Consider the following 26,523-nt stretch of genomic DNA (forward strand, 5'->3'; position numbering starts at 1 on the left):
CGGCGCGAACTATCCCAGACCTCTGGGATGCCATACGGCGCAGCCTAACCCGCTTCGCGCCAGCTGAATGTCGAGCCTACCTTGCCGCTGCAGGATACAACGCAACCTGATCGGATGCCGCTCTAGGCGTGCTGACGACCTTCGTCGCGCTCGGCGCGGCCACTCCAAAGAAGGCCACACGAGCGGGTGTCGCGCGGGACGCCCGGGCCGGACGCGGCTTGCTACCGGTCGGCGTACTCCGCCGCGGCGAGCCTGCGCAGGCCCGCCTCGAGATCGATGCGCGGCCGCCAGCCGGTCCGGTCGAGGAACCGCGACGAGTCGAGCATCTTGTAGGCCGCACCCTGGAACGAGCCCGGCGGGCTCACGAGCGGCACGGACCAGTCGAGGGCCGCCAGGGCCGCCCGCGCCACCGCCTCGACGGTGACGGGCGTGTTGGCGGCGCAGTTGAGGATCTCGTTGTCGAACGCCCGGTCGGCCGCCAGGATCGCGTCGATCTGGTCGTCGACGTACAGCACCTCGCGGACGGTCTGCGGGTTGCCCCAGACCTCGAAGGCCTGCGCGCCCGCCGCCTTCTCCCGCACGGCCCGGTCGAGCAGGGCGCCGACGAAGTGGCTGCGGTCGGAGGCTTTGTTGTCGTGCGGTCCGTACAGGGTCGCCAGCACGCAGTGCAGGAAGGTCAGGCCGTACTGGTGCGCGTAGGCCGCCGAGCCCGTCGCCAGGACCTGCTTGGCGAGCCCGTAGCCGATCACGGACGGGTGCGTCGGTCCCTGGCCGAACCGCGCCTCGGGGAGCGGCTCCGCCGATTCCGGATAGGTGCAGGACGAGCCCGTGGAGACGAGCCTGGCCTGCGGCTGGAACAGGCGCCAGGCCTCGAGGACGTTCAGGTGGACCCGGGCGTTGATCGCCAGGAGCTCGCCCTGGATGTCGTACTGCACCGCGCCGGTGCGCTGGCGGGTCACCACGTGGAAGATCCGGCCGGCCGGCGGCGCCGCGCGCAGCGCCCGCTCGACATTCGCCCAGTCGGAGAGGTCGCCCGCCGCGCGGCCAATCCCGACGACCTCGCGGCCCTCGGCCCGGAGCCGCGGGACGAGGTTGCGCCCGAGGAAGCCGTCCGCCCCGATGACGATGTCGCGCTCAGGCGCCGGCATGGTGAGCCCCGTCGCGATAGGCCTCGCGATACCACGCGATCGTCGGCCGCAGCCCGTCCGCGAGTCCCGTAAAGCTCGACAGCCCGAAGCGCTCGCGCAGCCGCCGGTTGGTCGAGCGGCGGGCGAGCACGCCGTGGGTCGCCGTGTCGGGGGCGTGGACCGGCCGGTCCTCCCCGGCCACCTCCAGGATGGTGCGGGCGAGGTCGAGCAGGGTCGTGGTCTCGCCGCGGCAAAGGTTGAGCGCGTCGCTCGTCTCCCGCATCTCCAGGGAGCGGGCGAACACGTCGACGACGTCGCCGACGTAGATGAAGTCGCGCTCGACCAGCGGGTTGCCCTTGATCTCGAAGCGCTCTCCCGGTGCCAGCGCGCGCATCACGAAGGCCGGCAGGACGTGCGCCTTGCGCGGATCCGTCGAGTCGTGGGGACCGTAGGGGTTGCTCAGGCGGAAGCTGAGCGTGTGGATCCCGTAGCGCTCGGCGTGGAGGTCGGCGATCACCTCGGACCAGCGCTTCGACCACGCGTAGAAGGCCTCGTTCCGGTTGGGCGGGGCGTTGAGGTCGACGGCACGCGCGTCGTCGAGGGGATCGAGGGCCGCCGGGTAGACCGCGACGCTCGAGGCCGCGCGCACCTCGCGGATGCCCTTCGTCAGGCAGAACCGGTAGAGGCGGTTGGCGATCTCGGCGTTGCCGGTCAGCAGGTCGCTCTGCGCCGTCTCGAACTTGTCGGCGTCGTAGCGCTGCGCGGCGACGTTGACGACGATCGCGTCGGCGGGGACCGACAGTGCCTCCAGGGCGTCGAAGCGCGCGGCCTCGGTCGCCCCCGGCACCGACTGGCCGGAGGGGCTGACCGCGATCAGCCGCGGCACGCGGCCGGCGAGATGCGCGACGAGGTTGCGGCCGACGAAGCCGGACGCACCGACGACGACGACGGTGTCGGGCAACGCGGACAAAGGGAGGGCGGCCACGCTCAGACCGCCTTCGGCAGGTCGGCGGCGGTGATCACCTTGAGTTCCGGCACCGGGACGATGAAGGCGCCGCCGTTCTCGAGGTAGCGGCGCTCGCGCGCCAGGAACTCGTCGATGAAGTTCCAGGCGAGCACAAGGTAGGCGTCGGGCGCGGGCACGCTGCCCTCCTCGACGATCGGGATGCGGGCGCCGGGGATCAGGCGGCCGAACTTCAGCGGGTTCTTCTCGGCCGCGTACTGGACCAGCCGCGGGCCGATGCCGAAAGCGTTGAGCAGCGTCGCGCCCTTGGCCGGGGCGCCGTAGGCGTGGACCGTCTTCCCCTCGGCGTGCATGCGCTCCAGCAGATCGAGCAGCGCCGCCTGCAGGCGGCGGACGTTCTCGGCGAAGCCGACATAGGTCTCGAACTTGCCGTAGCCGCGGGCCTCCTCGTCCGCGCGCATGCGCTTGACCGCGTCGCTGACCGGGTGGGCGCCGGGGAAGCCGACATGCGCCTCGAGGGAGCCGCCATGGACCGGCACGACGCTGACGTCGAAGACTTCGAGGCCGTGGCGCGCGAACAGCTGCTCCAGGGAGCGGAGCGTGTAGTAGCACAGGTGCTCGTGGTAGATCTGATCGAAGGCGGTGTTCTCGATCATGCCGCCCAGGTAGATCGCCTGCACGACGAAGACGCCGTCCGGCTTGAGCAGCGTGACGATGCCCTTCACGACGCTGTGCAGTTCCTCCAGGTGGAAGAAGACGCCGGCGGCGGTGATCAGGCTCGCCGGTCCGTCCTGCGCGCGGACGATCTCGGCGGTCTCCGCGTTGAAGAAGCGGTTCAGCGTCGGCACGCCGGCGGCGCGGGCGAGTTCCACGACGTTGGAGGCGGGCTCGACGCCGCAGCGGCGCAGGCCGAAGGGCTCGTACTGCCGCAGCCACGTGCCGTCGTTGCTGCCGATGTCGACCACGAGGTCCTGCGGCCCGAGGCCGTACCGCTCCACGAGACGGGCCGCCGTCTGGCGGAAATGCTCCACCAGCGTCTTCGTCGTGCCCGAGACGTAGGGATAGTCGCTGAACATGCTCTCCTTCGGGATCGTGTGATCGATCTGGACGAGCGTGCAGTCGCGGCAGAAGCCGGCGCGCAGGGGAAAATGCGGCTCGCGGCGGTCCGCGAGTTCCGGCGGGATCAGGCGGTTGCAGTGCGGCTGATCGGTCAGGTCGAGAAACAGCTCGACATCGCGTCCATCGCAGACGCGGCATGCCATGGCGAGTTTCGTTCCCGTCATCCTACGACCTGTGACATCCGCGGCGCGAGGCTCTACGACCCCGAGAGGCTTATCGGCTGGGCGAGGGCAGCGCAACGCGCGGTCGCAGCTCGTTCGAAGTCAGAGCCGAAAGACGAGACAGTTTTGCCATCGCGCATATCCTTCAGCGGCGAAGATCCACAATGACCGCGGCGGATATCCGCAAGCACAAGCACCGGGTCCGCAGAGAGCAATGATCTCGACACCGAGTTGGACAGTCCGCAAATCCCACCACGTCATGAAGGATCGCTGGCTCGGTCTCCGTTCCGACGCGTGCGTGACGCCGTCGGGGCACATCATCGATCCCTATTACGTGCTCGAGACGCCGGACATCGCCCTCGTGCTGGGCATCGACGCGGCCGATCACGTCATCCTCGTACGCCAGTACCGTCACGCCTATGGCGGCCCGAGCCTGGAGCTTCCGGGCGGGGCCATCGACCCCGCCGACCCCGATATCCTCGCGGCTGCCGAGCGCGAGATGCGTGAGGAGACCGGCTACATCTTCGCCGATGCCGAGCGCGTGGTCACCCTGAACGCGGATCCGGCCCGCTACGCCAACCGCATGCATCTCGTCCGCGCGCGCGTGACAGCGGCCGGGCCGGCGCAGCCGGATCCCGGCGAGGACATCGCCGTGGTGCGCGTATCGCGGGCCGAGGCCTTACAGCTCGCCCAGTCGGGCGCCATCGTCGGAGCCGTGCACGCCGCCATGCTCCTGATCGGCCTGTCCGGCACAGGATGATGGCCGTCACCGGATTGTGGATCGAGCGATCGAACCGCTGACAAGACCCGCGCGTTCCGCCAATACGATTAATCATCGGTTAAAGAGCGGATCCAAGCGTGCCCGATTACGACATCCAGATCGTCGCTCCGCGAGATCGGAAAGCCTCGGACGCGGAGCGCGAGACTCCGCCCAAGCGCAAGCTCGACTGGGATCGCGCCATGCGCGAGGCCGCGGAAGCGGAACTCTCGATCCAGTCGCACGACTGAGCGTGCCGGACGGCGAGCGCGCCCGGCGAGGGCCCACACTTCCCGGGGCCCTTCCTACCCCGTCAGCGCGACCTCTCGCAGGAAGGCGAGCAGGTCGTCCGACCTGAAGTGATGCACGGCGAGCCCCGCCGCACGGCCGGCGGCGAGATCCGTTTCCTGATCGCCGACCAGGAAGCTGCGCGCGCGGTCGATGTCCCAATGGGCCATCAGGTCGAGGATCATGCCGGGCTCGGGCTTTCGCCATCCGTGGACCGCCCTGTAGGCCTCGACCGTCCCGTCCGGATGATAGGGGCAGTAGCGGAGATCATCGATATGCGCGCCGGCCTCGCGCAGGTCGTCCCGCATCCAGGCGGTCAGACGGGCGACATCGGCCTCGGTGTAGAAGCCGCGGGCGACCCCCGCCTGGTTCGTGACGACGAACACGAAGTAGCCGGCATCATTCAGCGCGCGGACGGCGTCGCGCGCGCGCGCCATCCACTGGAACCGGTCCACGGAGCCGACATACCCGTGGTCGTGATTGAGAACGCCGTCGCGATCGAGGAAGGCGGCCGGTCTTCTCCGACGGGCCGGAATCTCTTCCTGGGCCCGGGCGTAGCTCTCGGGCACGCCGATATCGAGGAAGTAGCCGTCATGGGCCTCGCCGACCACGCGGCCCTCGGCGACCAGCGCGGGCAGGACGTCCCGTTCCAGTGAGCAGGCCGGCGGCAGGCCGGTGAGTGCATCGCGGCGCACCAGGTAGACGCCGGCGTTGACGAGACCGGGTCCCGGCTCAGGCGGCCGCTCGAGGAAGGCTGTGATCCGGACGCCGTCGAGGAGCGCGACGCCGTAACGCGCGGCGTCCGGCACCCGACGGAGCGACAGGACCATCGCCGCATCGGGGTGACGCGCCGCCATGGCGGGCAGGGACAGCAGGTTCACGTCGAACCACGAGTCGCCGTTCAGCAGGAGAAAGGTCTCGTCGGCCTCGGGAAGGGCGTGCACGACGGCGCCCCCGGTCCCGGCCTGCTCCGGCTCGACCGAGACCCGCAGCGTCATGCCGAAGCGTCGCGCGACCGGGTTGTCGGCGGCGTAGGCGCGGATCTTCTCGCTGTGGAACGAGGCCAGGAGCACGATCTCGGTGAAGCCGTGGCGGCCGAGTTCGAACAGCAGCACGTCCAGGAACGGCTCACCCGATACCGGTAGCAGCGGCTTGGGCATCGCCGAGGTCAGCGCGCCGAGGCGCGTGCCGAAGCCGCCGCACAGGATCATGGCTTGCCGGACGGGGCCTCCACCCTTCCGTTCTGGCTCGGTCACAGGCCGTCCCTCACGCTGCCGTCCCGCGCGGGAACAGGCTTTCCTCGACGAGGCCGCACACGATGTGCGCGGCGGTGATGTGGATCTGCTGGATCAGCGGCGTGGCGTCCGTCGGCGCGTGCAGGCAGACATCCGCCCGCTCGGGCATCGCCCCGCCCGTGGCGCCCGTGAAGGCGACGACCCGCAGACCCAGGCCGCGGGCCGCGTCCATCGCCTTCAGCACGCTCGGCGACCGCCCCGACGTGGAGAGCGCGAGCAGGACATCGCCCGGCCGCCCGAGGGCCAGAACCTGCCGCTCGAACACGTGCTCGTAGCCGTAATCGTTGCCGATCGCGGTGATCACCGAGGTGTCGGTGGTCAGCGCCACGGCCGCGGCCGGCGGCCGGTCGTAGTTGAGCCGCGAGACGAACTCGCCCGCGATGTGCTGCGCGTCGGCGGCGCTGCCGCCGTTGCCGATCGTCAGGAGCTTGCCGCCGCCGCGCAGGGACGCGGTCACGAGATCGGCGGTCTCGGCGAGGGTCGCGTGGAAGCGGGAATCGTCGAGGGCGGCCTGGAAGGTGTCACGGGTCCGCGTGAGAAAATCGACGATCGCGCTCATGATCACCTCGGTCCGTTCCCGCGCCGGCCGCCGTGTCGGGCCGACCGGCGGCGCGTTCGCTGCAGGCCGCCCATCCCGATCAGACGTTGGCGAACCGCGAGTTGCGGATCATCCGGAAGCCCTTGATCAGTTCCTTGATGCCCCGGTCGAGGTCGAAATCGGGGAACCAGCCGGTCGCCTCCAGCTTCTCGTTGGACACGATGTAGTCGCGCTTGTCCGGGTCCTCGCCGATCGGGGCCTCGACGTAGACGAAGTTGGGAACGTGCGCCTTGATGCGCGCGCAGAGCTCCAGCTTCGACAGGTTGGCGCTCGACAGGCCGAGATTGTACGCCTCGCCGCGCATCCGGTCGTAATTGTCCATCGCGTGGATGAACCCTTTGGCGACGTCGCGGATGTGGATGTAGTTGCGCTTGAAGTGTCCCTCGAAGACCAGGAGCGCCCGGTCGGTCACGGCCCGGTGGGTGAAGTCGTTGACGAGGAGGTCGAGCCGCATGCGCGGCGCCATGCCGAACACCGTCGCGAGCCGCAGGCTGACGCCGCGCCCGCTGTCGAGCACGGCCTTCTCGGCCTCCACCTTGGTGGTGCCGTAGAGCGAGATCGGCCGCAGGGGCGAGTCCTCGGTGCAGAACTTGCCGGCCTCGCCGACGCCGTAGCCCGAGTTGGTCGTCGGGTAGACGATCCTCTGGTCGCCGCCCGCGCGCTGCGCCAGCGCCACCACGGCGTCGCGGTTGAGCGTCGTGGCGCCGATCGCGTCCTCCTTGCACAGGGGCGCGCCGACCAGGGCGGCGAGGGGGATCAGCACGTCGTGCTTCGGGATCAGCTCGTCCAGGATGCGCGTGTCGCGCGCGTCACCCTTGATCGGCTCGAACGTGTCGTACTGGCAGGCCGAGAACAGGTCCGGGGCGCCGGACTTGAACGTGTCGAGCACCGTCACGTGATGCCCGCGCTCCAGAAGCATCGGCACCAGGATGGTCCCGATGTAACCCGCGCCGCCGGTGATCAGAATTCGCATCGTTGCCTCTCGTCGCGATGGGTCCGCGGCCCGGCTGCGGCCGGGCTGGGGCCTGTGAGGATGCCGCTCAGCGCGTCTGGCGATAGATCAGGGTGGACCCGTCGACGTCGATGCCGATCGGAACGACGGACAGCGGCGCGACCCGCTCGATCAGGGCCGGAAGCCGATCTGGATCGATCAGAACGAGGAAGAAGCCGCCCCCGCCCGCGCCGCACAACTTCGCCCCGTACGCCCCCGTCGCGATGATCGCTTCGAACAGATCGTCGAGCACCGCGTTCGAGACCTCACGCGACAGGGTTCGCTTGATGCGCCACGAGGCGGAGAGCATCTCGCCGAGCTGCGCGAGCCAGCCGCTCGTCCCCGCTTCGAGCAGAGAGACGCATTCCTCGACGAGGCGGTAGAGTTCGGACAATTCCTTGTCGATTGCGCGCGCGCGCGTCACGGCGATCTGCGCGGCGACCGTCGTCGTCGCGCGCCGCGCGATGCCCGTATGAACCAGCACCATCGACGCGTTGAGTTGCTGAATGGCGGCAGAACTCATCTGAACGGGCGAGATCCGTATGGCAGAGCCGCTGAAATCGAACCGGTTGATCCCGCCGAAGGCGGCGTGGAGCTGGTCCTGCACGCCGACGTTCTCGCGCAGGATCTCGCGCTCGACGTGTATCGCCTTCTTGGCGAGCTCGATCTTCGTAGGTTTCTGATTTTGAATCGCGTATATCGTTCTCAGAAATCCCACGGTGAACGCTGAGGACGAACCAAGACCGCTACCTGCCGCAGGCAAATCGGAGATGATGCTCATATCGAGCCGTCGATTGACGTCGAAATATTTGAGCACCTCTCGCACCACCGGATGCTCGATCTCGTCGATGTGACCGCAATGCTCGACGCGGGAGTAGCTCAATCTATAATTATAATCCTGACACCCTATCAAATCCAGCGCGGCTATGATGATGTACTTGTCAATAGCGGCGCCGACGACCGCTCCAGGCGCCCGCTCAAAATATTCCGGGTAATCTGTGCCGCCGCCGAACAGGCTTATTCGAAGCGGCGTCCGAGTCACGGTCAGCATGAAGGTATTCCGCCGCTCCTATCCGCCCAGGCAGATCTCAGACGCACAGCCCCCACGCGAAAGGCGACAGCGCGCGATCTATCGATCCATATCTCGACTCTATCAACACATTCTTGTGCGCGGGAGACATATTTTAGCGCTCTATCGAATACGGCCTCGCGACGCCTCATATTGTCACAAGTACTTCGATCGCATGTATCGGCTCGCACACAACAAATTTGTGCGAGTCTGAATTAATTCAGTGACGCACGGAATTCCTCTGAACTGATGACGGTCCCTAGAAGTTGCCTCCGGGAGATCTTTCCCGCATTCAGCTGGGCAGACCAATGCCGCAGCGCATCGTCCTCCGCGTCCCGTCCCAGAACGATACGGTACAGATCCATTACGAACGGCATGGTGTGCTTCCCCGACTGCTGCTGATCGAAGGCACCGGATTGGATGTACTCGACAAGCAGCAGCGAACGGCTTCGCCCGCGCGGCGAACTTGTGATCACGTCGCAGATCGCGCGACTCAATTGAGGGGGCCACTCGTCGAGGTTCTGGCGCAGAAAGGAGGCCACGTTCCCGATCGCCTCGATCTCATCGACCGCCACGAGGTGCCCCAGTCGCCGCGTTTCGGCGACACGCTCCGACAAGGCAATCGTCAAACTGACCACGTTCGTGAGATCGAGACCCTGCGAATGCATCCTGACCACAGCCGAAACTTGGAGGTGAGCTCGTAGGACTCAATGCTGGGATCATGGTTAAGAGAGGGTAAACGGTATTGCGCAGAGGCGCGTGCGGCGCTTTCGTGAAGGATCCCGTGCGCGAGCCCGGCTCCCGTCGCGGGACGTTGTGATGGACGGCGTTTCGCGGCATCAGTGATCGATCCCAACTCAATCGACACTGACGGAACCGCCGTGAGCAGCCTGAGATTCGGTACGAGTGGCTTGAGGGGTCTGGTGACGGACCTCGTCGGAGGGCCGGCCTACGCCTATGCTACCGCGTTCTTCCGCTCCATGTCGGGCGAAGCCCCCCGGGCAGTCGTGATCGGGCGGGACCTGCGCGACAGTAGCCCGAGCATCGCCGCGACGGTGGCGGATGCCGCTGCGGCAACGGGCTTCACGGCGATCGAATGCGGCGCCCTCCCGACACCGGCCCTCGCCCTCGAGGCGATGCGGCGCGGCGCCTGGGCAGTCATGATCACGGGCAGCCACATCCCGGAGGATCGCAACGGACTCAAGTTCTACCGGCCCGACGGAGAGATCACGAAGGCGGACGAGGCCGCAATCCTGGCCGCCCTGGACCGCGGCGCGCACGCCGGCGTGTCGGCGGAACGGACCCCCGCCACACCCGAACCCCGCGCCCTGGCCCGCTACCAGCACCGCTACATCGACGCATTCCCGTCCGAGATGCTGGCTGGCCTGCGCATCGCGGTCTACCAGCAGAGTTCCGTCGCCCGAGATCTCCTGGCCGATCTGCTCACCGGCTTCGGCGCACAGGTCACGACGATCGGCCGGTCCGAGACTTTCGTGCCCATCGACACCGAGGCGCATCGGCCCGAGGATATCGCGTTCATCCGTGACGCGATGGCATCGGGCGATTTCGACGCGCTCGTGACCACCGATGGCGACGCCGACCGGCCTCTCGTCGCCGATGAGGCGGGCCGGATCGTGCGTGGCGACGTGCTCGGCCTGATTACGGCACGCTTCCTCGGGGCCGACGCGGTCGTGGTGCCCGTGACGGCCGGTTCGGCACTGGAGCGTTCCGGCGGCTTCAAGCAGGTCCTGCGCACGAGAGTGGGCTCGCCCTACGTCATCGCCGGCATGGAACAGGCGCGGCGCTCCGGTGCGGCCATCGTGGCGGGCTTCGAGGCGAATGGCGGCTTCCTGCTCGGCTCGGACATCGCACGCGACGGCCGGACCCTCCCGGCCCTGCCGACGCGCGATGCCATGCTGCCGATCCTGGCGACACTGGCCGCGACGCGCGCGGCCGGCACCTCGCTGGCCGACCTCGTGACCTCCCTCGATGCGGGGGAGATGGCGAGCGACCGGCTCCCCAACACGCCGTCCGAACGGAGCAGCGCCTTCCTGGGCCGCTTGCGCGAGGAGGCCTTCCGGGTGTCGTTCCTCCGACCAATCGGGGCGCCGGAATCCATCGACGAGCAGGATGGCATCCGGATCGAGCTGGACGGCGGGCGGACGATCCACTTCCGGGCTTCGGGCAACGCTCCGGAACTGCGCTGCTACGCGGAGGCCAAGTCGGCACGGGAGGCCCAGGACCTCGTCCGGTGGGGCCTCGCGGCAGCCGCCACCGCCATGGCCGAAGCGATCTAGAGAACAGGGATTGCCGCGCCATCTCAATAACCGGTCCACCTCGGTGGCTGTGATCACGGAAGGCCGCTTCCCCTTGACGCCGAGGTGTCACCAATTGCGTTCCGAACCCGTCCCCTCCCGGGCCTGTTGAGCTACCGAATGCCGAAGAATCTCGCTCACGACATTGACACGAAGTTCATTCGTCAGATCCAGCAGCAACAGATCGAACTGTCGCTGCTGCGGGCCGAACGCGACAGCGCCGTGCGCGACCGCGATCTGGCCCAGGCGCGGTCCGAAGGCCATACGAAGCTCATCGACGCCTTGTTGGAGAGCCTTCGTCCCTACGGGTTCAGCCGTAAAGAGTTCCTGTCCGCTATTCGTAAGGTGGCCCAGACCATCCCCGATCACGGCGTTGATTCGGTTCAGCACACGGTCCTGTTCGACGGCTCAAATCGGATCCTACAGACGCGGCACGGCGCCTCGATCCGCCCGTTCCAGACCCGCCCCATCGATCCCAAGTAACAGGTTGAGCAGAGAGCCATGGATGTCGAGCTCCTGACGGTGTTCAATGCACTGGTCAATCTCAGGGATAATCTGGAAGCGCCGCCGCATATCGTAAGCTCGGAGCTCGATTTCCTGTCATTCGCGGCGAAGAGAGCGCCCCTTTCCAACGCGCAGCTTCTACAGGATCTTTGGGCGCTGTACGAATTGAATGAGAAGCGGAACGGATATTTCGTCGAATTTGGTGCCTGCGATGGTATAAGCCTGAGCAACACGCTTCTTCTCGAGAAGGCCTATGGCTGGCAGGGCGCTCTCGCCGAGCCTGCCCGCGCTTGGCATGCGGCATTGCATGCTAACCGAAACTGCTACATCACTGACAAGTGCGTTCACAAGACCAATGGCGTCGAAGTCTTGTTCAATGAGGTTGATATCGGCGAGCTGTCCGGGATGGATGAATTTGCAGCACGCGATTTTCATTCCCAATTTCGTCAAGAGGGTCGACAATACTCAGTCCAAACAATCTCGCTGGACCGTTTTCTCTCGGAGGCGCGGGCTCCGAAGCACATCGACTACATGAGCATCGATGTGGAGGGCGGAGAGTTCGACGTCCTGGAGAGCTTCGATTTTACAAGCTACGACATCGCGCTAATAAGCGTCGAACACAACTTCTCCGACAGCCGCGACAAGATATATGGCCTTCTGACGAGGCTCGGCTATCGCCGACGATTCCGGCAACTCTCTCTGTTCGATGATTGGTACGTCCGACCTGATCTGGTCGCAGCATCGACCTAACGGAGCCGGCATGTCAGCACAGACCGCGATCGAGATCCTCGACTCGATGTTCGACCTCTTTAAGCAGATGGGTAGCGGGATCGCACTCGACTTGCACTGGCTCGAGATCGCCCAGCGCCTTCACCGTGTACGCGCCGAAGCGACTTGGTCGGGCGATTTGGATTTTGTCGCCACCAAGCTAAAGGCTCAAGCTGCCTATTATGCGACGGCCTACAGGCAGCCCGACGGGTCCGAGCATATGCGGCGACTCAACGCCGGGAGGCTTGAGGAGGTTGTCAAATGCTACTCGATCCTACGCGCACATCTTGAGCAACAAATTCCGTTAGCTCAGCATGCCTGAAACGTGCGATTTAAATCGAAAATTGAGATCGGTCGTAAGTCGATCAAAACCGGCGAAATTAGGATGACAAAATACGTTTAGCGCGAGCCGGCATAGCAATATAAATGTGCGCCCAATTTAACGAACGTCTATCAATATAAAATAATCTGGCGCAGGTGATTTTGGCAAATCGATCGTTAATTGTAAGTATTCCAAATTTTTTCGGCCTATCAATAAAAATTGCATGGCTATCTTTGGTGCGCGGGCAGAACCAAGTCAATATTAAATGGCCCATAATATTGACATCAGCTCGGTGGCTGGGAACGCTGCCTGCCTAGCGGACTATTCGGCGGAGTAGGCAGGCTTGCGCATGAGCTCGCGGTAGAGCAGTTGAAAACTTAGCCCTCTCCGTCACCAAATGCAGCGCCGCGAGGTTGCAGACCGACGCGGAGCGATCTTTGGTCGATGGTCCGACCTGAACTGTGTACATCACCTGCGCAAATCTCAGCACGCGCGAGGAAAATGCAATCGAACCCGAATAGTGCAGCGTCGCTAATCGACCATAGTGTATCTTCCATCGCCCAGTCCATAGCTCACCCGAGCGAGTTCTTAAGCTTCAGCCTAAACCCGAGGCTGCAAGCTTTGCATTCTCTTACAGCCAGCACGATCTGGCCGAGACCATCCGGGTTCTCTCCCACCGCTACAGCCGCGGATCTGGCGTGGTCAGACTTTTTATCGAAGCGCATTCCACATAGATTCTGAAATCAAACTCAGAAGTGGCTCGGGGAAGGATGCCTAGCGTGGTCGCCATTTCTGGCCTCTCTTGATCGATCCGCCTCAGCTTGGATGTATCCAAGGACCGTAATCAGTCCAGCGGGCAGGCCCGGAGTGATTGCCTCCCACAACGCGGATCTTTCGGCGGCATCAAGGTTCATGTCGGGAATGAGAAGAAGCTCACCGCTCTCCGCACAATGCTCAACGGCGACGATCCTACCATCGGTCAGCGCATCGATCCCGATCGCGATAGCGTTGAGGGCGTCATCAACCTTAGCTCGGGCCTCCGCCATGATCCTTTCTCTTTCGGCTGCCATCCCAGCAACGAACCGAGTGATCTTCTCCTCCGCAATTTCCAGCCGTCGCTCGCGGGCATCCAGAACTGCCCGCTCTTCGGTGAGATCCTGCGCCGCTATGGCCTTGGCCTCGTCGCGAGCCGCATCTACCAGCCGGCCGTAACGCTCTGGATCGAGGTGCCTGGCGGGCTGATCGACCTTGCGCGTGCCGCGACGAAGCGTGCGATCCAGAGTCTTGGCGGCGTGAGCTGCCCATGAAGTTTGAAGCGCGCCGAACGCGGTTGGTTCCTTAGGGTGTAGAGCACGGTGCGCTTCGAGTGCGGCCGTCACCGACACGATGGTGACATCATTTTTGAACCGATTTAGCTTTGCGGTACGGGTTGGCGCGGCCACGATGTCCACGACCCCGCCGCCCTTCTCATCGAGATCCTGCCGCCAGGCCACGATGCAGGGCCTCCCCCCGCCAAGTGCTCGCTGGACCCAATCCACAGCTTGTTGAGCCAACTGAACGTTCCGCGTATTTTGGGGATCGTGCAATTCGCCGACTTCAGTGATCCAGCCGGGGCTGACGCTCACGAGGACGTGGAGGCCGATCGGCGCGCGTCCGTATAGTCGGGCACCGTTTGCTTTAAGGAAGCCTTCGAGCGCCTTTGAGAGATCCAGCGGGTTCTCCGCATAGTCCGATCCCGAGCGGTTGAGCGGCGTTCGAGCCGGGTCCACACGCGCCTTGCTGCTGGGATCAAGCCGCAGGCCGTGCGACGCGATGCGGGCTAGCTCGCTGCGGTTTCTGATACGTTCGACACGGACACACGTGAAATGTGTCATGGTTCGCGCCCCCTGGCCTGTTCGTTTCTCTAGCTTGGCCAGGTGCGACGAAAATCGCGATGGTCCCTGATGAGTCGTAACCTCAAGGGTGGGCGTCGGACCTCGTTCATGAGCACCTCATGCTTGGAGGGGTCGCTCCTGGGCAACATCTCTCGTCCGATGCGAAGCGGAAAAATTTTATCCCAATCCCGAGCGGGTTCAGGGATAGGTTCAGGACCCACTAGGGGACCTAGTGAGCGCCATGGCCGAGGTCACGCCGATCTAAATTTTTCGCTTCCGATTTTCATCGCCGTCAGCGCCTATCCTCCCGGCATACCGCGAGGTCCCAACCATGGCTGCCGGAACCTTCAATTTGAAGCGCTCTTTCGTTGCGAAGGCAGCGGCGTTGCAGGAGGCTTCCCGGATTCTGAGTCCACGCGGAGAGGGCGCCCGAGCTTCGATCACCATCCTTGGCGACACCATTGGATATGCCGCTGATCTCGACGCGCGGGTCCATGAGGCTCGGACTGTGACCACGAATGGCGTCGTCAAGCGATTGCCGGCCCACATGAAGGTCGCAACTGTCGATATCGGCCCGGCGCTCGACGCCAGCACGGGCGGCGAACTATCGCCATCCACGATTCGCGCCTCGATCCTGGCACAACACGGGGAAACCGCCCGTGCGGCGATCCTCCACCGTGATGGGCCAGAACCTATCGTCGTAGTCATGCTCGAACCTGAGGATCAACAGTTCCGTGCACGCCGAGCATTCGATCCCTTGTGGCGTGAGACTTCCGTAAAGGTCGGTGTTTCCGGCAGCGCAGTTTCGCAGGCTGGCGACGTCGGGGAGAACGTGTCTCGAGGGAGGATCCGAGAGGGCTCAAACGAATCTGAAGAAGAAATATCGATATCAGTTACCATCGTTAATGATGAAGAAAATTCACCAGAAACATCTGAGAGTTGCAACTTCGATTATTGCGCAAGTAATTCGCAACCTATTCAGCACGGCAGAATGCACAATCATTGCGGAGTCGCGGCTCATGTGGGTGACAGAATAGCACCGGAGAGCGATATACCCTCTCCGGCAATCGATCATGTTAATCTACTGCCGCACAGCGAGAGTTTCGCGCGCATTGACAACAGCCTCGACCAAGCGAATCAGTCGCCTGACCGAGCCGCCTCGCCAGGATCGTCGAAGCAACGCGATCTCCTCGCCGTCGAGCGGCGCAATGAAGGCGGGAGCGAGCTCGTGATCGGCCGCGATTCCTGCCAGGACCGGTTCGAGCAGAGCATCGAGATCTGCGTGGCTCGGGGCCGGCATTTCCAACACGCGCAGGCGATCAAGCAGAGGGGCGGGCAAGTTGCCGATCTCATTACCAGTGGCCAGCCACGAGACGCGGCTGATATCAGTCTCCGTCTGGAAACAAGGGTCTTGGTAGGTTCGGGCGGTCTCAGGTTCGAGCATCGAAAGCAGGGCATCCCAAAGCCTACCGTGATCCGAACGGGTCGCGGATTTCTCCAATTCATCAATCTGCATCAGCGGGTTGGCACTACCGGTCCGAGCTACCGCCATGATCGGATGCGCCGGTTCCGAGGTCGCCCAACGGCGGTCGAGGCCACCCAGCGATGCGCCGGCGTCGCGCGTCGCATCGACGCGCCACAACCCCAGCCCGAGATGGAAGGCAATCCTGGCGATGAGGCGGGTCTTGCCGGCTCCCGGCGGGCCGATCAGCAGGGTCGGCCGGAACGTGGTGTACTCACGTCCGATCAGGTCGGCCAGAAGCCTGTCGATCGTAACCTGAGCGTAAGGAAATTCGAAGACGAGCCGCGTGCGCACGGCTGCGAGATCCGGCACGGCGACCAGCGGGAGCGCCTTGCCGATGACGTGCTCGTAGCCGCGGGCGATGGAGCGGCCGCGGTCGCTCCCGGTTTCCTGGATTGCCGGAACGACGAGGACGTGGCCTTTGGGCACTTCCGCGGGTGGGGCATCGGCATCCGGCAGCTTTGGCGTGCTGTCGACGGTTGCCGCCTTCTCGCGCCGGCGCGCCTCGCTTTTTTCGACGAGTTGAGCCTCGATCTTCTTCCATCTGCGCCGCTCCCGCGTCGCTGCGCTGTCTGCGACGGGTCGTGTCAAGACCTCCCCAACGGGCACGAGCGCGTGGACGAGTGCCACGTCGCTGGCGAAGGCATCATTGGCGCCACAGGCCAAGGTGGCAGCAGCAGCGATGGCGCTGCTCGTCTTCTCGGAGAACGTCAGAAGCGCGTCCGTGAGCGCGTCGTGCCAAGCTGCCTGCAGGGCGACAGCGAGATCGGTCGCACCGGTGCTGTCCGACTCGGCGCCCTGTTCGGCGACGCGTCCGATACAGAGGCGCGTCTGCGTCTCGGCCAAGGCCGCGAGCCCTTTACGGAGGTCGAGAACAGCTTCGCGTTCCAGCCAGAGGGGCGGGGCCAAGCGCGCCGCAGCTCTACGATCATCGCCGGCGCAAGAAAGCAGCGTCACGACATCGGCCAACGCCCGCGCCACCGGCCGATCGTGCTCCACACCCCACACGTCGAGGAACCGGATCAGAGCGGATCTTCGGGCTATCCAGCGACGGTCGCGCCACAAGTCCCCCTCGGAAGAGGCCGCCGCGATCCAGGCGGAGACCAGCGCCTCGGCATCCGGGGCAAGGGTGGTGATCTCGAAAGCGAGCTCGGAGCAAGCAGAAGCCACGCGCAGATCCTGAGCGAGGCACGGGCGCAGGCGGCGTGGAAGCATCGGCTCGAGCAGGCGACGTGCCGCCTCGGGGTCGATCTGCAGGGCAGGCGGGGTCGAAGAGAACGCCATCAGCTTCTTCCCTTTCAGCGGGCGACGCCGACGCGGTCGGCACCGCGGCGCGGAACGGAGCACCAAGCGTGGGCAAGGCAGAGCACCTCGAGATCAGCCCGGCGTCGAGCTCGCCGCCCGAGCACGTGCACGAGCAGATCGATGCAGGAGCCGTCACCCCGCGCTGCGCACAGACAGATCGCCGACATCGCCGGATCGAGGCGCCCAGGAGAGGCGACGGCCTCAGCGAGGATGCTGAGGGCGACATGGGTCGCAGCCGCCGGATCGCCCCGGCGAGCAGCGGACCAGTGGGGGGACGGTAGGGGCTGCGCGGCATTCAGGGCAGCGGACAGGCGACGCTGCGCCGCCATATCGAGGGCCTCAGGGGCCAGGACGCGCCACCAGGACAGGGGCAGCGAGAGGTTGGCTGCGTCAGTTGTGCCGGAGAGGCTGGGAGCAGGGTCACGGGCGAGTGTCATTGAGGCAGACCTGGAGAGCACGCCGGCGCGCAGGCGCACGGTGCGGGATCGATGGCGAGCGGGATGGACGCATCAGGTCGCGGCCGCGACCCGATGCCAACGTGTTGCGATCAGGGCGCGAGCGGCCCGGGCGAGTGCGGGTATTTGGCGTTCTCAGGAACGGCGAGGCTCGCCAACGCCATCGTCAGCAGGTCGGGTACGGCCGCGCGCAATCGAGCTTGAAGCGCCGCCGTCACAGTGTCGAGCGCTGCCAAGACCGGGGTCGCGAACAGCTGATCTATAGCCGGTCCGCTCACCGTAAGGTCATCGCCGTACCCGGCCCGTCCATAGACATCGATCAGCACTGCGCGGATCTGCGCGACCTCATAGCCGAGTGAGGTCAGAAACGAGCGGCCTTGGACCTGCGCGCACCGCAGCACCCACTCGACTTGGTGTATTTTCCTAGCCTCATTTTTTCCGGAGCCTCTCTTGACCTCGGCGATGATGGCTCGGCTCTCTTTCCGGTCGACGACGATCAGGTCGAGAAATACCGACTGCGCGACGGCGCCCGCGAGTTCGATCGAGGTCTGGTTGAGCTGGGCGACGCTGCTGGCGCGGACGAGTTCCTGGGTCGGAACGGTGATGGGCATAGCGACATTGCGCAGCACGATGTAGCGCCCGCTTCGCTCCAGGACGTCAGTGATGGCCGCCTCGATGAGGCCCCCGTGCCTCTTGACCATGGAGGCCAGCACGGAGCCGAGTTGCGACAAGCCTGGTCCGAGCAGGGGATCGGGCACAAAGGTCGCCCGGAACGCGCCGTCGAGCGCTGCTTCGACCGCGGCCATCAGTTCGGGTGCGCAGATCTGCGGGATCGCGAACTGGACATGGCCGCAGCCGAGGGCCGCGGCGCTCCCGAGCGGCACGGTGATCCGGCTGGGCGTCGCGGACTCAGGCTGCCTACGCGCGGCCAACCGCTGTCGGCCGCCGCGCTTAACGGCGGGGTGGGGGACGACGATGGTCATGGATGGTTTCCGTCCAGGCGACGCCAACCCGCGCGCCCTTAACCGAATGGCAGGGCGACGAACGGATTCGTTTTTCGCAGCCTCAGGCCTGCGGTGACGAGGGCGTCAGGATTGCGGGATAGCGAGGGGATGCTGAGGCACGGCGTATCGCGTGCCAGCGCGCCTTCAGGCGATCAGGCGGGTTGCCGGGACGGGGGCTTGGGGCTGCCCGGAATTCATGCATCGGGCCAGTTTCGTCGGCGCGATAACGCCGGTAGGGAAGGTCTCAGCCATGGTCGGTATCCTTGTCTGATACGGATTGTGGTCAGGCCGGCGCTCGGTGCTGCTAACACCGGTGCCGGCCGCTCCCTGCTAAAGAGCGGCGCGGCGTGTGCGGGTGGTCTGCCAGGGACAAACTTGACGTGGATCGGCGCCTTTGAGAAGGCCGCAGATGCGGCAATATGGTCTTGAGGAAGTCCTTCCTGTCGCGATCGTTAACGGAAGCCTGGCGGCCTTTTCCTTGTTGCGGGTGAGCGCTTCACATCGCATGATCGCCTGACGGCCGGGTGGCCGGTTGTGGCTAGCAGATGCTTGCACACTGCGCTGATCTTACCGATCCGCACAGATCAACGTGGCGACATTTGCCTGTGTGATCACATCAGAGACACAGCGGATGCCATGCTGGATCGCCGCGGGATAATCGTGAGCGGGTATGTGGCGAACCTCTAAGTACAACCGCCTTGAGGAAATGCACGTATTCCGGTCAAGGCCAAGCGGCTATGTGCCCATCGGCCTCTTGGTCTTCGAAGGTGGTTCCTCACGGCGGCTCGGTCGTTTTGCCTATAGCTCCGACTATCTAACTTCAGAAGGACGCAAGCCGATTGACCCCATTGGCCTGCCGCTAAGAAATAAGTGGCTGCCTGCGACCGTGGGAGAGGTCCATCTCGCCTTTCACGATGCAGGCCCTGACGGTTGGGGCAAGGGAATCCTGACCCACGCATATCCGGAACTGGAACTCGGCATGCCGGAGTTTCTGGCTTTGGGCGGCCCGTCGCGTACGGGCGATCTGGCCTTCGGCTCAACGCCGGAGGCTCCTGAAAGGTGGACACCCAGAACGGACGCGGCGCCTGGGTTAGCTCAAAGCGAGGGCGTTCTCGAAGAAATGCTCATCGCAGCAGAAAAATATGAGGGAGGCGAAGCGTCAGCGGATCAACTCGCTAAGCTACTCATGCATAGCTCAGACATTGGAGGAGCTCGACCGAAGGCCCGCATTCGGATTTCAGACAAGGAATGGATCGCAAAATTCTCCACATGGGACGATAGGTTCGACAATCCCAGGGCTGAAGCGGTTTGTCTGGATTTTGCTGAGGCCGCAGGACTTCGAGTCCCAGAGCGCGAACTGCATGTCGTCAACGGTCGGTCGGTTCTCTTGATATCGCGGTTCGACCGGTCCTCGGATGGGGCTCGGTTGTCTTACCTCAGCGCCGGCACTCTGCTGAGTGAACCCGCCTATGGATATACTACAAGCAAAACCTACCTGGACATCGCATCTGCCGCGCGCCGGATCGGTGTTCAGGATCCGGAACGTGAGATGTTCCGCAGGCTCCTGGTTAACGCCTATCTGCGGAACACCGATGATCATTTACGCAACCACGCCTTAATCAACGATGGGACCGGTTGGCGACTCTCACCGGTATTCGATGTTGTACCGCATCCTTCGGGCACCAAACATGTCTGCGCCCCAGCTCCCGGTATGAGTCGAGAGTGCAACCCGAGCATCGCATTCGCGAGCTATCCCAAATTTGGCCTCTCCGCTGCCGAAGCCACATCGATTCTCGTTGAAATTCATGAAGCAACCTCACGCATCCCGGATTTTTTAGACGCCAGAGGGGTATCTCGACGGGACCAGGAAATGATCTCGGCATGCTTCGGCTTGCTGCCCAGCCCCATCACGTCCTAGCGAATCTCCGCATCAGCGAATCAGCGCCACCTCTTTAAAACTGATCCCATTCGACAGAACGCCATCAACCTAGAGGGGAAAAATATTCTGGCCAAATGAATGGGCCGCAAATTTTAGATGCCAATCTACATATCTATCAAAAATTAAAAATCCCAACAATCAGATCGATTTTGATTACGGCCGAATCTGCCTGGCTAGAGAAATATCGTATTTTCGAGCCACAACTCCATAATTAGGCTTTCCCGCGATTATAAATTTCAGCTGATTTGACCTAGAAATGACAAATTTGACAGAACCTCAAGCAAACATGCAAATTTTCTAAATCAAATCTTTGACTTATGGCATACCATTATTTGATTACTGTGCGATCCTTGATCTCAGTTAGACCGCGAATAATAGACTACGCACGGCGTTAAATCTGCCGGTAGCGCCGGCGTCCGCAATCTTTCAAATCAGGCGGCCCGCGTGCCGGCCACGTCCCGCCCGTGCGCCTGATCCATGATCTCGCCGATCCGCTCGCCCACGGCGACGGCGATCTCCACCGAGGCCGCCCCTTCCGAACCCTGCCGGCAGATCCGGGTCAGGACGTCGGTCACGCGCTGCTCCATGACGCCGAGGATCGCCGCGGCCGCCTGGGGCTGGGCGCCGCGCAGGACCGCCGCGAGGTCGCAATAGGCGTCGTGAAGGAGCTGGAGCGTCAGCCGCTCGACAGCCTGCTCATCCTCCGCCGACAAGGCCCGCATCACGCCCCTCTCCAACGTCCAACGCTCGACGCCAGAGCCAGCCTTGCCCCGATGCGTTAACAAGGCGTGAAGAACGCCGGCAGCCCGCAGGGATCGACTAACTCATCCGCGGGTCGCGAAGATGCCCCCTCGCTCGCGAGCGGAATGGAACTTGGCGGGGACCCAGTGGGTCAACGCGGCAGGATCCCTCAGCGCGAGAGCTTTTCCATGCGCCGCCTCATCGCCACGCTCACCGCCGCGAGCCTCGGTCTCGCCGCGACCGCCGCGACGCCCGCCCTGGCCCAGGTGCAGCAGAACAACCCCAACGCCGCCAACCGATCCATGGAGACGGGCGGCCAGATGCGCGCCCTGCGCCAGGAGCAGACGAGCCAGAGCAACACGCTGCGGATGGACATCCAGCGGAACCAGGCGGCGACGCCCGCCCCGAATACCGGGCCGAACACCGTCGGCCCGACCGGGGGCACCGGCGTCATCGGCCGCTGAGCGGGCAGGCCGCGCCGGCCTACACGTCCGGCAGGGGCCGCCCCTTCACGACCACCCGCGGCCAGCGCTCCAGGCCGATCGGCATAAGCACGGCGATCTGCGGCGGCACCGCGGTGCCGCCGAGCAGGCTCTCGAGGGAGATCCGGCAGGCCTCCTCGAGCTCGCCGCGCGTGCGCGCGCCGGAGGTCTTGATGTCGGCGATCAGGAGCGCCGCGATCTCGTGGGCAAAGGCGTCGCCGTCCAACATGCCGGACTCCCGCTCCGTGTCGGACCAGCATAGGCCCCCGCGGATCGTCCGGGCATCAGCACAGAATTGCGTATCCACATACCGATTGCGGATACGTTGTCGCGCTCCGATCGCGGTCACGGGTCGGCCACCGCGCGTCGGCGCGCCCCGGAGCCGCCGGGCCGTCGCCCGGCGGGGGGCGTGGGCCGGGCGAAGGGCAGGCGCAGGCCGGCGACCGCGGGGTAGATTGCCGGCAGCACCACCAGGGTGAGCAGGGTCGCCGAGATCAGGCCGCCGATCACCACGGTGGCGAGCGGCCGCTGCACCTCCGCGCCCGCGCTGGTCGAGAGCGCCATCGGCAGGAAGCCCAGGGCCGCCACCAGCGCCGTCATCATCACCGGGCGCAGCCGCATCTCGGCCGCCCGCGTCGCCGCCTCCCGGGGTCCGAGGCCGGACGCCTCCAGGTCCCGGATGTAGCTCGTCAGCACGACGCCGTTCAGGATCGCGATGCCGAAGGTCGCGATGAAGCCGATCGCCGCCGAGATCGAGAACGGCATGTCGCGGAGCGTCAGGGCCAGGATGCCGCCGGTGGCCGCCACCGGCACGTTGAGGAAGATCAGCCCGGCGAGGCGGATGTCGCCGAACATCACCACCAGCAGCACGAGGATCGCCGCGAGCGCGGCGGGCACCACCACGGTCAGCCGGGCGGTCGCCTCCTGGAGGTTCTGGAACTGCCCGCTCCAGACCAGCGAGTAGCGCGGCGGCAGCTTGACCTGCTGGTCGACGGCGGCCCTGGCCGCGTCGACGAAGCTCTGGACGTCGCGGCCGCGGACATTCGCCTGCACGGAGATCCGCCGCTGCAGACGCTCGCGGCTGATCTGCGCCGGGCCGGAGGCCACGTCCACGCTGGCGACCATCGACAGCGGCACCATCATGCGGCTGCCCGATTCCCGGCCCGGATCGCCGGTGCCGGACCGGCCGACCGGCAGGGCGCGGATCCGCTCGATGTCGCTGCGGTCGGCCGGGTCGAGCCGCACCACGATCTCGGTGATCGAGTTGTCGTCGCCGTAGACGACGCCGCTGGTCCGCCCGCCGATGCTCTCGACCATGTCGAGCACGTCCGAGACGTTGATGCCGTAGCGGGCCGCCTTGGCGCGGTCGACCTGGATCGTGAGCGCCGGCATGCCGGCCTGCGCCTCGGCCTTCACGTCCGCCGCCCCGTCGACCCCGGAGACCGTGCGCACGATGGCGTCGGCCGTGTCCTTGAGGGTCTTCAGGTCGTCGCCGTAGAGGCTGATCGCCACGTCGCCGCGCACGCCCTCCAGCAGGTCGTCCATGCGCATCTGGATCGGCTGGGAGAAGCTGTAGGCCACTCCCGGCACCTCCTCCTTGAGGCGCTTGTCGAAGGCCGCCACGAGGCCCTCCTGCGTTTCGGCGGTCTTCCAGGTGGCCGGATCGGTGAGGGTGATGAAGCTGTCGGTCGATTCGACGCCCATCGGGTCGGTCGGGATCTCGGCGCTGCCGGTGAGGGAGACGACGCGCTTCACCTCCGGGAACGACTTCAGCACCCGCTCGATGCGGGTCACCGTGGCGAGGGAGGCGGAGAGATCGATGCCGGGCAGCTTCTCGGAGGTGATCACGATCGAGCCCTCCGAGAGCTTCGGCAGGAACTCGCCGCCGAGCCGGGTCGCCAGCACGCAGGAGCCCGCGAACAGGGCGAGCGTCGCCAGCACCGTCACGAGGGCGTGCCGCTCGGCGGCCATGAGCATCGGCGTGTAGGCGGCCCGCATCCAGTGGACGAGGCGCGTCTCGCGCTCGCCGACGCCGCGGCCGGCGAGGAAGATCGCGGCGAGCGCCGGCATCAGCGTCATGGTGACGATGAGCGAGCCGGAGAGCGCGAGGATCACGGTCAGCGCCATCGGCACGAACATCTTGCCGGCCACGCCCTCCAGCGCGAGGATCGGCACGTAGACCAGGATGATGATCGCCACCGCGAACATCACGGGCTTGGCCACCTCGGCGGCCGCGTCGCGGATCAGATCCTGGGGCGGCCGGTCCGGATGCTCGCCGCGGGCGCGCAGGACGTTCTCGACCATCACCACCGCGCCGTCGACGATCAGGCCGAAATCGATGGCGCCCAGGCTCATCAGGTTGCCCGAGAGGCCGAGCAGCCGCATCCCCGCGAAGGCCATCAGCATCGCGAGCGGGATCGCGGCGGCCACGATCAGCCCGGCGCGGAGGTTGCCCAGCAGCAGCAGCAGGACGACGATGACGAGCACCGCGCCTTCGAGGAGGTTGTGCTCCACGGTGTGGATCGTGCGGTCCACGAGCGCGCTGCGGTCGTAGTAGGGCACGATCTCCATGCCCGGCGGCAATTGCGGGCGCAGGTCGTCGATCGTCTTCTTGACCTGCCCGACCACCGCGCTGGCATTCTCCCCGAGCTGCATCATCGCGATGCCCACGACCGTCTCGCCCTGCGCGTCGTGCGTCACGGCCCCGAGCCGGACCTTCGGCGCCTCGACCACTTGGCCCAGCGTCCCGAGCGTCACCGGCACGCCGCCGGGTCCCGTGGCGACCACGATGTTGGCGATGTCCTCCGGCCCCTTGGCGAGGCCGAGGCCGCGGATCGTCTCCTGCTGGTCGTTGTGCTCGATATAGGCGCCCCCGCGGGCGGCGTTGTTGTCGGTCAGCGCCGTGAAGACCTGGGCGAGGCCGACGCCGTAGCGGCGCAGCGCGTCGGCCGAGACCCGGACCTCGTAGGTCGGCATCTGGCCGCCGTAGATGTTCACGTCGGCGATGCCGGGGGTCAGCTTCAGCTTCGGCGCGATCGTCCATTGCAGGGTGCGGCGGAGCTGCATCGGCGTGTAGGCGGGCCCGCGCAGCTCGAACTGGTAGATCTCGCCGAGGCCGGTCGCCATCGGGCCCATCTGCGGGTCGCCGACGCCCGCCGGCATCATGCCCTTGGCCGTCGGCAGGCGCTGGAAGACCTGACTGCGCGCCTCGGTGATCGACATCCCGTCCGCGAAGGTGACGTAGACCGCCGAGACCCCGGCCCGCGACGTCGAGCGGATCCCGGTCAGGCTCGGCGCCCCCGCCATGGCGTTCTCCACCGGGAAGGTGACGAGCCGCTCGACCTCCAGAGCGCCGAGCCCCGGCGACAGGGTCAGGATCATCACCTGCTTGGGCGAGATGTCCGGCACCGCGTCGATCGACAGGCCCTCGAGGTTGGCCACGCCCCCCGCCGCCGCGGCGAGCGCGATCATCAGCACGAGGAACCGGCGGCGGACCAGGAGGGCGAACCACGACCGCATCGGGGGCCTCAATCCGTCGAGCCGAGCAGGCTGCGCAGCAGGATCGCCTTGAGCCCGAAGCTGCCCTGCGTCGCCACGCTCTCCCCGGCCGCGACGCCGCTCTGCACCTCGACCCAGTCGGAGCGCTGGATCCCGAGTTTCAGGGCGCGCCGCTCGAACCGGTCCTCGGCCGCGCGCACGAAGGCGATCGGCCCCTGCTCGGTCTGCTGGATGGCGGCGGCCGGGACCGTGACCCCGTCGCGGCCGAGATCTGCCGCGATCGTCACGGACACGAACATGTTGGCGCGCAGCAGATCGCCCGGGTTGTCGAGCTCGATCCGGGCGGGCGCCGTGTTGGTGGCCGGATCCAGGGCGGCGTTCACCGAGCGGACCCGGCCCTCGAAGGGAGCGCGACCCGGAACCGGGCTCTCCACGGAGGCGGTGTCGCCGGCCTTCACCCGCCCGAGATCGGGCCCGTAGAGATTGGCCAGGACGAGGATGCGGGTCGGGTCGGCGACCGTGAAGGCGTCGCGGGTGGTGTCGACGACCTCGCCCAGGGTCACGCCGACGCTGGTCACGACGCCCTGTATCGGGGTCACGACGGCGCTGGTACCCGGGGCCGCCCCCTCGGTCGGGGCGAGGCGCTGGTACTGCGCCCGGTACATCTCGGCGTTGGCCTGGGCCGATTTCACCGCCGCCTGCGCCTTGGCGAGATCGACCTGCCGCCGCTCCACCTCGGCCTGCGCGACGCCGCCGAACTTGAGCTGCTCCAGCCCGCGCTTGAGCTGCAGCGCGGCCACCGCCTCGGAGGCCTGCGCCTCGCCCAGCGAGGCCTGCGCGGCGAGATAGCCGTTGCGCGCGTCCAGGATGCCGGCGGCGTCGAGGGTCGCGAGGGTCTCGCCCGCCTGGACCCGGTCGCCGGGCTGGACCGCGAGGCTCAGAACCCGCCCCTGCGTGCGCGGCTTCAGATGGGTCACCCGCCGCTCGTCGAAGGCGACGGTGCCGGGGACGCGCACCGGCAGCACGATCCGGCGGGTCTCGGCCGTCCCGAAGGCGAGGCCGATCCGCTTCTGCCCCGCCGCGTCCAGGGTGACACGGTCGGGGTCCGGCGGCGCGGTGTCGGCCGCGCCGGTCACGGGCTGCGCCGCGGGCGCCAGCCCGAGCCGCTCGCGGAGCGCGTCCCGGTAGACCCAGCCCGCCGCCGCGAGGAGGACGAGGACGAGGGCCAGCCAGACCCGCGCGCCGCCGCGGCGGCCGGCGTCGCGGGCCGCCGCGGTGCCGGCCGCGTCCGGCTCCCGCACGGAGAACGCGCCCGCGTCGGCGCGCCCGGCGTCGCGGCGGCCGACGTCACGGTCGCCGGCATCCGTCTCGGTGGTCAGCGCCATGGGTACGCCCACCGGGACTGCCGGCCACAGGCGGCTCCCC

The 26,523-nt window shown here is 66.0% G+C and carries 23 protein-coding genes and 1 pseudogene; 9 read left to right on the top strand and 15 right to left on the bottom strand.

All coding sequences use genetic code 11. From position 1 onward, the window contains the following. Nucleotides 1-110 (top strand): annotated as a pseudogene (locus tag ACLBXO_RS26215) (IS630 family transposase); the annotation flags it as partial. A 111-nt stretch (nucleotides 111-221) separates the two neighbouring features. Here the strand turns inward: ACLBXO_RS26215 and ACLBXO_RS26220 are convergent. The 3 genes from ACLBXO_RS26220 to ACLBXO_RS26230 are packed head-to-tail and all read right to left on the bottom strand — an operon-like array spanning nucleotide 222 to nucleotide 3,353. Further along, nucleotides 222-1,148 (bottom strand): NAD-dependent epimerase/dehydratase family protein, encoded by a 927-nt coding sequence (locus ACLBXO_RS26220; protein WP_447687227.1) that lies wholly within the window; start codon nucleotides 1,146-1,148, stop codon nucleotides 222-224. Further along, nucleotides 1,135-2,112, bottom strand: a complete 978-nt coding sequence (locus tag ACLBXO_RS26225; protein WP_447687228.1) for an NAD-dependent epimerase/dehydratase family protein — start codon at nucleotides 2,110-2,112, stop codon at nucleotides 1,135-1,137. Before ACLBXO_RS26225 ends, ACLBXO_RS26220 begins: the two co-directional genes overlap by 14 nt. Nucleotides 2,113-2,114: 2 nt before the next feature. Continuing rightward, nucleotides 2,115-3,353: a class I SAM-dependent methyltransferase gene (locus tag ACLBXO_RS26230; RefSeq protein ID WP_447687229.1), complete on the bottom strand. Its 1,239-nt coding sequence runs from the start codon at nucleotides 3,351-3,353 to the stop codon at nucleotides 2,115-2,117. A gap of 277 nt (nucleotides 3,354-3,630) precedes the next feature. On the opposite strand from ACLBXO_RS26230, the gene ACLBXO_RS26235 reads away from it, so the two are divergent. Both ACLBXO_RS26235 and ACLBXO_RS26240 read left to right on the top strand, forming a co-directional pair. After that, complete coding sequence (locus tag ACLBXO_RS26235; RefSeq protein ID WP_447687230.1) at nucleotides 3,631-4,131, top strand: NUDIX hydrolase; 501 nt, start codon at nucleotides 3,631-3,633, stop codon at nucleotides 4,129-4,131. Nucleotides 4,132-4,229: 98 nt separating this feature from the next. After that, nucleotides 4,230-4,379 carry a hypothetical protein gene (locus ACLBXO_RS26240; RefSeq protein WP_447687231.1) on the top strand — a complete coding sequence of 50 codons (150 nt, stop codon included), beginning with the start codon at nucleotides 4,230-4,232 and terminating at the stop codon, nucleotides 4,377-4,379. Between the two features lie 54 nt (nucleotides 4,380-4,433). On the opposite strand, the gene ACLBXO_RS26245 is transcribed toward ACLBXO_RS26240, so the two are convergent. From ACLBXO_RS26245 to ACLBXO_RS26265, 5 genes are all read right to left on the bottom strand, one after another. Further along, a complete protein-coding gene (locus tag ACLBXO_RS26245; protein WP_447687232.1) occupies nucleotides 4,434-5,672 on the bottom strand; it encodes an HAD-IIIA family hydrolase in 1,239 nt (412 codons plus the stop codon). A 10-nt stretch (nucleotides 5,673-5,682) separates the two neighbouring features. Further along, nucleotides 5,683-6,270, bottom strand: coding sequence for a D-sedoheptulose 7-phosphate isomerase (locus ACLBXO_RS26250; protein WP_331314225.1), 588 nt, complete (start codon nucleotides 6,268-6,270; stop codon nucleotides 5,683-5,685). A gap of 79 nt (nucleotides 6,271-6,349) precedes the next feature. After that, nucleotides 6,350-7,282 (bottom strand): NAD-dependent epimerase/dehydratase family protein, encoded by a 933-nt coding sequence (locus tag ACLBXO_RS26255; protein WP_331314227.1) that lies wholly within the window; start codon nucleotides 7,280-7,282, stop codon nucleotides 6,350-6,352. A gap of 67 nt (nucleotides 7,283-7,349) precedes the next feature. After that, nucleotides 7,350-8,351 (bottom strand): GHMP family kinase ATP-binding protein, encoded by a 1,002-nt coding sequence (locus ACLBXO_RS26260; protein ID WP_447687233.1) that lies wholly within the window; start codon nucleotides 8,349-8,351, stop codon nucleotides 7,350-7,352. Nucleotides 8,352-8,584: 233 nt separating this feature from the next. Continuing rightward, a complete protein-coding gene (locus tag ACLBXO_RS26265) occupies nucleotides 8,585-9,037 on the bottom strand; it encodes a DUF4214 domain-containing protein (RefSeq protein ID WP_447687234.1) in 453 nt (150 codons plus the stop codon). A gap of 213 nt (nucleotides 9,038-9,250) precedes the next feature. Between ACLBXO_RS26265 and ACLBXO_RS26270 the strand changes: the two genes are divergently transcribed. From ACLBXO_RS26270 to ACLBXO_RS26285, 4 genes are all read left to right on the top strand, one after another. After that, nucleotides 9,251-10,666: a phosphomannomutase gene (locus ACLBXO_RS26270; protein WP_440762701.1), complete on the top strand. Its 1,416-nt coding sequence runs from the start codon at nucleotides 9,251-9,253 to the stop codon at nucleotides 10,664-10,666. Between the two features lie 138 nt (nucleotides 10,667-10,804). Continuing rightward, complete coding sequence (locus ACLBXO_RS26275; protein ID WP_447687235.1) at nucleotides 10,805-11,167, top strand: hypothetical protein; 363 nt, start codon at nucleotides 10,805-10,807, stop codon at nucleotides 11,165-11,167. An 18-nt stretch (nucleotides 11,168-11,185) separates the two neighbouring features. Continuing rightward, complete coding sequence (locus ACLBXO_RS26280) at nucleotides 11,186-11,938, top strand: FkbM family methyltransferase (protein WP_447687236.1); 753 nt, start codon at nucleotides 11,186-11,188, stop codon at nucleotides 11,936-11,938. Nucleotides 11,939-11,948: 10 nt separating this feature from the next. Further along, nucleotides 11,949-12,278: a hypothetical protein gene (locus ACLBXO_RS26285; RefSeq protein WP_447687237.1), complete on the top strand. Its 330-nt coding sequence runs from the start codon at nucleotides 11,949-11,951 to the stop codon at nucleotides 12,276-12,278. 749 nt (nucleotides 12,279-13,027) lie between these two features. Here the strand turns inward: ACLBXO_RS26285 and ACLBXO_RS26290 are convergent. From ACLBXO_RS26290 to ACLBXO_RS26300, 3 genes are all read right to left on the bottom strand, one after another. Then, complete coding sequence (locus ACLBXO_RS26290; RefSeq protein ID WP_447687238.1) at nucleotides 13,028-14,152, bottom strand: hypothetical protein; 1,125 nt, start codon at nucleotides 14,150-14,152, stop codon at nucleotides 13,028-13,030. 1,081 nt (nucleotides 14,153-15,233) lie between these two features. Continuing rightward, on the bottom strand, nucleotides 15,234-16,958 hold the full coding sequence (locus ACLBXO_RS26295; RefSeq protein WP_447687239.1) for an AAA family ATPase: 1,725 nt from the start codon (nucleotides 16,956-16,958) through the stop codon (nucleotides 15,234-15,236). Nucleotides 16,959-17,526: 568 nt separating this feature from the next. Further along, nucleotides 17,527-18,417 carry a hypothetical protein gene (locus ACLBXO_RS26300; protein WP_070998937.1) on the bottom strand — a complete coding sequence of 297 codons (891 nt, stop codon included), beginning with the start codon at nucleotides 18,415-18,417 and terminating at the stop codon, nucleotides 17,527-17,529. A gap of 760 nt (nucleotides 18,418-19,177) precedes the next feature. On the opposite strand from ACLBXO_RS26300, the gene ACLBXO_RS26305 reads away from it, so the two are divergent. Continuing rightward, nucleotides 19,178-20,356 carry a type II toxin-antitoxin system HipA family toxin gene (locus ACLBXO_RS26305; protein WP_447687240.1) on the top strand — a complete coding sequence of 393 codons (1,179 nt, stop codon included), beginning with the start codon at nucleotides 19,178-19,180 and terminating at the stop codon, nucleotides 20,354-20,356. Nucleotides 20,357-20,808: 452 nt separating this feature from the next. On the opposite strand, the gene ACLBXO_RS26310 is transcribed toward ACLBXO_RS26305, so the two are convergent. After that, nucleotides 20,809-21,099, bottom strand: coding sequence for a hypothetical protein (locus ACLBXO_RS26310; protein ID WP_029360403.1), 291 nt, complete (start codon nucleotides 21,097-21,099; stop codon nucleotides 20,809-20,811). A 207-nt stretch (nucleotides 21,100-21,306) separates the two neighbouring features. Here ACLBXO_RS26310 and ACLBXO_RS26315 point away from each other — a divergent pair, with 207 nt between their 5' ends. Further along, entirely contained in the window at nucleotides 21,307-21,582 is a 276-nt protein-coding gene (locus tag ACLBXO_RS26315; RefSeq protein WP_058607239.1) for a hypothetical protein, read from the top strand. A gap of 19 nt (nucleotides 21,583-21,601) precedes the next feature. On the opposite strand, the gene ACLBXO_RS26320 is transcribed toward ACLBXO_RS26315, so the two are convergent. From ACLBXO_RS26320 to ACLBXO_RS26330, 3 genes are all read right to left on the bottom strand, one after another. Further along, the gene (locus ACLBXO_RS26320; protein ID WP_029360406.1) at nucleotides 21,602-21,829 is read right to left on the bottom strand and encodes a hypothetical protein; all 228 of its coding nucleotides are present in this window, start codon (nucleotides 21,827-21,829) and stop codon (nucleotides 21,602-21,604) included. A gap of 116 nt (nucleotides 21,830-21,945) precedes the next feature. Then, entirely contained in the window at nucleotides 21,946-25,119 is a 3,174-nt protein-coding gene (locus tag ACLBXO_RS26325) for an efflux RND transporter permease subunit (protein WP_447687241.1), read from the bottom strand. An 8-nt stretch (nucleotides 25,120-25,127) separates the two neighbouring features. Then, a complete protein-coding gene (locus tag ACLBXO_RS26330) occupies nucleotides 25,128-26,483 on the bottom strand; it encodes an efflux RND transporter periplasmic adaptor subunit (RefSeq protein ID WP_447687242.1) in 1,356 nt (451 codons plus the stop codon). Between the last annotated feature and the right edge of the window lie 40 nt (nucleotides 26,484-26,523).

It is taken from the genome of Methylobacterium sp. C33D (assembly GCF_053345825.1).

Excerpts from the sequence above, each read along its gene's own strand:
- ACLBXO_RS26275 (WP_447687235.1), top strand. The coding sequence starts at position 10,805 with ATGCCGAAGAATCTCGCTCACGACATTGACACGAAGTTCATTCGTCAG.
- ACLBXO_RS26285 (WP_447687237.1), top strand. The coding sequence starts at position 11,949 with ATGTCAGCACAGACCGCGATCGAGATCCTCGACTCGATGTTCGACCTC.
- ACLBXO_RS26295 (WP_447687239.1), bottom strand. The coding sequence starts at position 16,958 with ATGGCGTTCTCTTCGACCCCGCCTGCCCTGCAGATCGACCCCGAGGCG.
- ACLBXO_RS26315 (WP_058607239.1), top strand. The coding sequence starts at position 21,307 with ATGCGCCGCCTCATCGCCACGCTCACCGCCGCGAGCCTCGGTCTCGCC.
- ACLBXO_RS26230 (WP_447687229.1), bottom strand. The coding sequence starts at position 3,353 with ATGGCATGCCGCGTCTGCGATGGACGCGATGTCGAGCTGTTTCTCGAC.
- ACLBXO_RS26330 (WP_447687242.1), bottom strand. The coding sequence starts at position 26,483 with ATGGCGCTGACCACCGAGACGGATGCCGGCGACCGTGACGTCGGCCGC.
- ACLBXO_RS26255 (WP_331314227.1), bottom strand. The coding sequence starts at position 7,282 with ATGCGAATTCTGATCACCGGCGGCGCGGGTTACATCGGGACCATCCTG.
- ACLBXO_RS26250 (WP_331314225.1), bottom strand. The coding sequence starts at position 6,270 with ATGAGCGCGATCGTCGATTTTCTCACGCGGACCCGTGACACCTTCCAG.
- ACLBXO_RS26325 (WP_447687241.1), bottom strand. The coding sequence starts at position 25,119 with ATGCGGTCGTGGTTCGCCCTCCTGGTCCGCCGCCGGTTCCTCGTGCTG.
- ACLBXO_RS26280 (WP_447687236.1), top strand. The coding sequence starts at position 11,186 with ATGGATGTCGAGCTCCTGACGGTGTTCAATGCACTGGTCAATCTCAGG.
- ACLBXO_RS26300 (WP_070998937.1), bottom strand. The coding sequence starts at position 18,417 with ATGACCATCGTCGTCCCCCACCCCGCCGTTAAGCGCGGCGGCCGACAG.
- ACLBXO_RS26320 (WP_029360406.1), bottom strand. The coding sequence starts at position 21,829 with ATGTTGGACGGCGACGCCTTTGCCCACGAGATCGCGGCGCTCCTGATC.
- ACLBXO_RS26220 (WP_447687227.1), bottom strand. The coding sequence starts at position 1,148 with ATGCCGGCGCCTGAGCGCGACATCGTCATCGGGGCGGACGGCTTCCTC.
- ACLBXO_RS26265 (WP_447687234.1), bottom strand. The coding sequence starts at position 9,037 with ATGCATTCGCAGGGTCTCGATCTCACGAACGTGGTCAGTTTGACGATT.
- ACLBXO_RS26310 (WP_029360403.1), bottom strand. The coding sequence starts at position 21,099 with ATGCGGGCCTTGTCGGCGGAGGATGAGCAGGCTGTCGAGCGGCTGACG.
- ACLBXO_RS26260 (WP_447687233.1), bottom strand. The coding sequence starts at position 8,351 with ATGCTGACCGTGACTCGGACGCCGCTTCGAATAAGCCTGTTCGGCGGC.
- ACLBXO_RS26235 (WP_447687230.1), top strand. The coding sequence starts at position 3,631 with ATGAAGGATCGCTGGCTCGGTCTCCGTTCCGACGCGTGCGTGACGCCG.
- ACLBXO_RS26290 (WP_447687238.1), bottom strand. The coding sequence starts at position 14,152 with ATGACACATTTCACGTGTGTCCGTGTCGAACGTATCAGAAACCGCAGC.